The sequence below is a fragment of the uncultured Clostridium sp. genome, assembly GCF_937920395.1.
Taxonomy (GTDB): domain Bacteria; phylum Bacillota; class Clostridia; order Clostridiales; family Clostridiaceae; genus Clostridium_AD.
Window position 1 is genome coordinate 1 of the sequence record NZ_CALEVF010000032.1, and the last position, 5,509, is coordinate 5,509.

A 5,509-nucleotide genomic window follows, 5' to 3' on the forward strand; every position below is an offset into this window, starting at 1 on the left:
GAGATAGAGGCGGTGACTGGAGTTCAGACGTGTGCTCTTCCGATCTAACAAATAGTTGTTCTGTCATTATGGGCATTGCTAAATTAAATACATCTTTTCTTATCCATTTCACGTAAGCGCCTTCTTATATAAGTTTATGTTTATTTATTCTTTTAAGTATTATATATGTTTTGGAGAATATTATTTCAAATTGTATCAAATATATACATTCATATATATATTATAACATTATAATTCTTACGATTCATATATTAATGAATTTTTATAAGATATTAAACTTAATATATTTTATAAAAATATAATTATTTTATATTCGGATTAATGGTAAAATATATTCTAATATACTATAATATATGTAATAATAAATTGTTGTGGTAATAGTTATTAAGAGCTAAAAAACAAGGGAGTGAGTGTATGATGAATTTTTCATCTGTTGATGAGTATAAAAAAGCAAATAAATTAGCTAAAACCAAATATAGTGCAGACATATTAAGAGGAAGCTTAGGACATGTATCATCATTAGATAATATTTTAAAGAAAATAGATATAGTTGCAGAAATACCCTTAGGCTTAAAAAACATTCCACTAAAAAAAATAGTAGGAACATATTTTTATACAAGGAGTAGAGATTTTGCAACGAACTTTCTTCCTTTAGCTAGTATTAATAGTGAGTTTTCTTCAAAATGGCAAGCTGTGTATGCGTATCATATTAAGGATGGTATAGATGACCCTATAAAAATATATGAGTATATGAATGAATTTTATGTTATGGAAGGAAATAAGCGGGTAAGTGTACTTAAATATGTAGATGCTTATTCAATAGATGGAGAGGTTACTAGGTTAGTTCCTAAAAGAGATGAGAATGACTTAAAAAATAAAATATATTATGAATTTTTAGAATTTAATAATAAGACAGGTATAAATGATATTTGGTTTTCAAAGCAAGGTAGTTTTACTTTACTTAGTAAATATTTAGATGAATACGAACCAGATCTGTATTTATTTTCAAATAAATACAAGCATTTTATAAAAAATGTATATTTTCCTTTTAGGAACACATTTTATGAATTAGGCGGAGATAAATTAGACATCACAACTGGAGATGCATTTTTAGAATATATAAAAATTTATGGTATCTCAAATGAATTCATAGAAACAAAGAGAAAGGGAAGAGTTGAAAAATTTTTAACTGAGCTTAGGATACTTTCAAAAAATAATGCTGTGGAAATTCAAACAGAGCCGTTTGATGTTCATAAGAAGAATGTTATAACATCATTTACGAATCTAGTAGTTCCATCTAAAAAATTAAAGGTTGCTTTTGTTTTTGAAAAAACTATTGATACATCAGGTTGGAGTTATGTCCATAACTTAGGAAGAATATATGCACAGCAGCAATTAGGTGATGAAATAGAAACTTTTGTTATAAATAATTTTAATGATAAAGATGATAGTTATGAAAGGCTAAGTAAATTGTGCGAAGAGGGTTATGACATTATATTTACAACATGCCCATCGTATCTTAATATAACGCTTAGAGCAGCCCTTAAGTACGAGCATATTAAGTTTTTTAACTGTTCTCCAGTAAAAGCATATAGAAATGTAAGTACTTACTTTGGCAGGTCTCATGAACCAAGATTTTTGCTTGGGCTTATAGCAGGCGCCATTACGAAATCAAACATAATAGGATATATAGATACTTATAATGAAACAGAGATTATAACAGGAATTAATGCTTTTGCACTTGGTGTTAAAACTGTGAATTCTAATGCAAAGGTTTTAATTTCATGGCTGAATCAAACTGGAGATGTTACTCATTCAAAAGAATTAATTCAAGAACTTCAAAGCCGTGGAGCAGATCTTATAATGCAGAATGATTTAATAGCTTTAGGTAAGGGATCAAGAGATTTTGGATTATATTCATTAAAATATAATGAAAATGAGTCAAAATGGATACCAGAGATAAATTATGCTTTAATTACGTGGGATTGGGGGCAGTTTTATGAGAAAATACTTAGAAATATCGTAAATGGTAGTTTTAAAGGTATTTTTAGTACTGAATCTAAACGAGTGAGCTTTTGGTGGGGGATGGATTCAAAATTAGTGGATATTATTTATTCAAAACATAAGGTTCCAATTCAAACTCAAAAGTTAATAGATATAATGCGAGAGATGATTATTGAAAATAAATTTCACACTTTTGCTGGACCAATAGTTGATACAGGTGGGCAAATTAGAATAGCTGATGGTGATATAGGAAATTACGAAGATATGTTATATATGAAATGGTTTGTGGACAATGTTGTTTCGGAAATTCCCCAGAAATAAACAAAATATTCGAAAGATAAGTAGGTGTTTAAAATTAAGATTTTATTAGTTTCAGATGTTGAAGATGATTATATTTGGGAGCATTTTGATCATGAAAGATTTAAAGATATTGAAATTGTAATTTCCTGTGGAGATTTAAAAGCTGATTATTTAGAATTTTTAGCTGACATGATTAAAGCCCCTATATTTTATGTTAATGGAAATCATGATAAATCTTTCTTAGAAAAACCACCAGGTGGATGTATATCAATTGATGATAAGGTTATAGTATATAAAAATATTAGAATTTTAGGTCTAGGTGGATCAATTGCCTATAATAAAGGACCTTTTCAATATTCGGAAAGGGAAATGCAAAAGAGGGTTTCAAAATTAAAAATGTGTTTATGGAGAAAAAAAGGATTTGATATATTAGTAACCCATTCACCGGCAAAAGGTTTGGGTGATGGAGAAGATCCTTGTCATAGAGGGTTCCAAACATTTATAAATATAATAGACAAATATTCTCCTAAATATTTTTTCTATGGTCATCAGCATTTAAACTATGGGAAAAAGGATAGGGTAAGAATTTATAATGATACTACAGTTATAAATGCTTTTAGATATCATATTATTGAAATATAAGAAGCCTAAGAGTTTTGTAATTATCGACCATATACATGTAATGCAAATGGTCGATAATTATATTACACATTAGTGTTTTTTATTTTTTTGAAGTTTAAAAACTTCCATTTAGTTTCTGTGGTTATAATTGCAAGGAATATAGTTAAGCATCCGAGTACCATTTTTGATGTAAATATCTCATGAAGCATTATAACAGATAGAATACAGCCGAAAACTGATTCTAAACATAAAATAATAGCGGTATGGGTAGAAGTGGTGTATTTCTGTGCTACATTTTGTACAACAAATGCAAGCATAGTACTAAAAATTCCTAAATAACCAAGTGCAAATATTGTACTTGAGTTTAAGGAATGTGGAATTGGTTCAAATATTAATGCTGCAATAATTGAGAGTATTGCAGAAACCCCTAACTGGATTATTACAAGTAATATAACATCAAATTTTTTTGCAAAAAATCCAACAGAAACAATATGAGCAGCGAAGAATACTGCACATAATAATGTTAAACCGTCCCCAAGACCAATATGTATACCTCCATCTAAGGTAAGCATTCCTATTCCAATAAAACAAAGGAAAGCAGAGATTAGTGAAAAAGCATCTGGTCTTTTTTTGCTAATTATCCAATAAAGAAAGGGAACGATAACTACATTAGTTCCAGTTAAGAAAGCATTTTTACCAGCTGTTGTATATTTCATTCCAACAGTTTGAGCAGCAAATCCTAAAAATAGAAGGATTCCAACTATAGTTCCAATGAATATATCGTTTTTAGTAATAAATTTAATTTTTTTTCTGAAAACTAGTAACATAATTAACACAGAAATACTAAATCGAATTGCCATTATATAAAAAGGCGAAATAGTATCTAGGGCTCCTTTTACAGCTATAAAACCACCACCCCAAACAAGTGCAACTATTAACAAAGACATATCAGCGAGGATGCTCTTTTTTCTAACGATATTTATCATAGTTATTTCTCCTTTATATTATTGTTAGTTATTAATCCAGATTTAAATCTATGAAGATCGAATCTATAAATTTAAGAGGATTATAAATATTATTTATTTCTTTTTTTTATTATAACTTTGACTAGTAATCATCATAACATTTTATATTATTAATTACTAATCTACATACTTTAATCATTGTATATTAAAGTGATTTATGCTTCTTTTTTAGTTATTGACATTAATAATTAACATATTTATAATTAAATATAGTAGAGCAAAAGGCTAAGAATTAATATAGTGGCACCAATGAAGATAATTTAAGAGGAGAGAGATAAAAACATGGAAATATATTTAGATAACAGTGCGACAACCAAGCCTTATGAAGAGGTCATTGAGACACTCGCAAGTACAATGAGAAATTATTATGGAAATCCATCTTCAGCACATAGTTTAGGGTTTAAGGCAGAGCAAAAACTTAGGGAGATGCGTACCAGTATTGCTAAAAGTATAAATGCTAGTAGTGAGGAGATAATATTTACATCAGGCGGTAGTGAAAGTAATAACTTCCTTATAAAAGGATTTTCTAAACCATCGCAAAGTAAATTAAATGCTGATATAATAACTACTAAAATTGAACATCCAAGTATACTTAACACTTTTAAAGCACTTGAAGATTCAGGGGTAAAGGTTGCTTATATTGATGTAGATGATAGCGGTAGGATTGATATAGATGCTCTTATAGGAAGTATAACTAAGGATACTCAAGTTGTTAGTATAATGCATGTTAACAATGAAATAGGAGTAGTGCAGGATATTGAGTTAATAGGAAAACTAATTAAAGAGAAAAGTAGTAGGGTTAAATTTCATGTAGATGCAGTACAAAGTTATGGGAAAATTCCTATTGATGTTCAAAAGGCGAAGATTGATTTATTATCTACAAGTGCGCATAAAATACACGGACCACGTGGAGTTGGATTTGCATATGTAAGAAAGGGACTTATACCTACTAGTTTAATAAATGGTGGAGGTCAAGAGAAAAATTTAAGATCGGGTACAGAAAATCTTGCAGGTATTGCGGGTTTTGCTGAGGCGGTACAAATAGTATTTAAAAATCAGCATGAAAATTTTAATAAAGTTTTAGAGGTGAAAAAGTATTTCATAGAAAAACTTAAAGAGGTAGATGGTGTTATAATCAATAGTCCAATAGATCCTTACTTTACACCTTATATTTTAAGTGTGACCTTTAAAGGTGTAAAAGGAGAGGTGCTTCTTCATGCATTAGAACAAAAGGGTATATATGTTTCTACAGGATCTGCATGTTCATCGAAAAGCCATAAGACCAGCGAGATATTAAAAGCTATTGGTAGGACGGGTGACGAGCAAGTAGGAACTATAAGATTTAGTTTTTGCGAATCAAATAATAAAGATGAAGTAGACTATGTTATAATCGAATTAAATAAATCATTAAAGTTCTTACGAAAGATGAATAAGAGATAAACAGCTAAGAATTAGCTTAACAGCTAAGAATTAGATGAAATTTCTATTATAAGAAATGAGGAGTGTCAAAAGATGAGAAAATTAATACTTGTAAAATTTGCGCCGGAGATTTTTTTAAA

Annotated in this window: 4 protein-coding genes; 3 read left to right on the forward strand and 1 reads right to left on the reverse strand. The window is 29.1% G+C overall.

Annotation, left to right across the window (positions count from 1 at the left end; genetic code table 11):
* Nucleotides 1-414: 414 nt before the first annotated feature.
* A complete protein-coding gene (locus Q0649_RS01835; RefSeq protein WP_298836646.1) occupies nucleotides 415-2,325 on the forward strand; it encodes a BMP family ABC transporter substrate-binding protein in 1,911 nt (636 codons plus the stop codon).
* A 24-nt stretch (nucleotides 2,326-2,349) separates the two neighbouring features.
* Entirely contained in the window at nucleotides 2,350-2,946 is a 597-nt protein-coding gene (locus Q0649_RS01840) for a metallophosphoesterase (protein WP_367179334.1), read from the forward strand.
* A gap of 62 nt (nucleotides 2,947-3,008) precedes the next feature.
* Here Q0649_RS01840 and Q0649_RS01845 read toward each other — a convergent pair whose 3' ends face one another.
* Entirely contained in the window at nucleotides 3,009-3,911 is a 903-nt protein-coding gene (locus Q0649_RS01845; protein ID WP_298836648.1) for a DMT family transporter, read from the reverse strand.
* Nucleotides 3,912-4,232: 321 nt separating this feature from the next.
* Here Q0649_RS01845 and Q0649_RS01850 point away from each other — a divergent pair, with 321 nt between their 5' ends.
* Nucleotides 4,233-5,390 (forward strand): cysteine desulfurase family protein, encoded by a 1,158-nt coding sequence (locus Q0649_RS01850; RefSeq protein WP_298836651.1) that lies wholly within the window; start codon nucleotides 4,233-4,235, stop codon nucleotides 5,388-5,390.
* The last annotated feature ends 119 nt before the right edge of the window (nucleotides 5,391-5,509 follow it).

Coding starts and splice junctions, on each gene's coding strand:
- Q0649_RS01835 (WP_298836646.1), top strand. CDS start 415: ATGATGAATTTTTCATCTGTTGATGAGTATAAAAAAGCAAATAAATTA.
- Q0649_RS01845 (WP_298836648.1), bottom strand. CDS start 3,911: ATGATAAATATCGTTAGAAAAAAGAGCATCCTCGCTGATATGTCTTTG.
- Q0649_RS01850 (WP_298836651.1), top strand. CDS start 4,233: ATGGAAATATATTTAGATAACAGTGCGACAACCAAGCCTTATGAAGAG.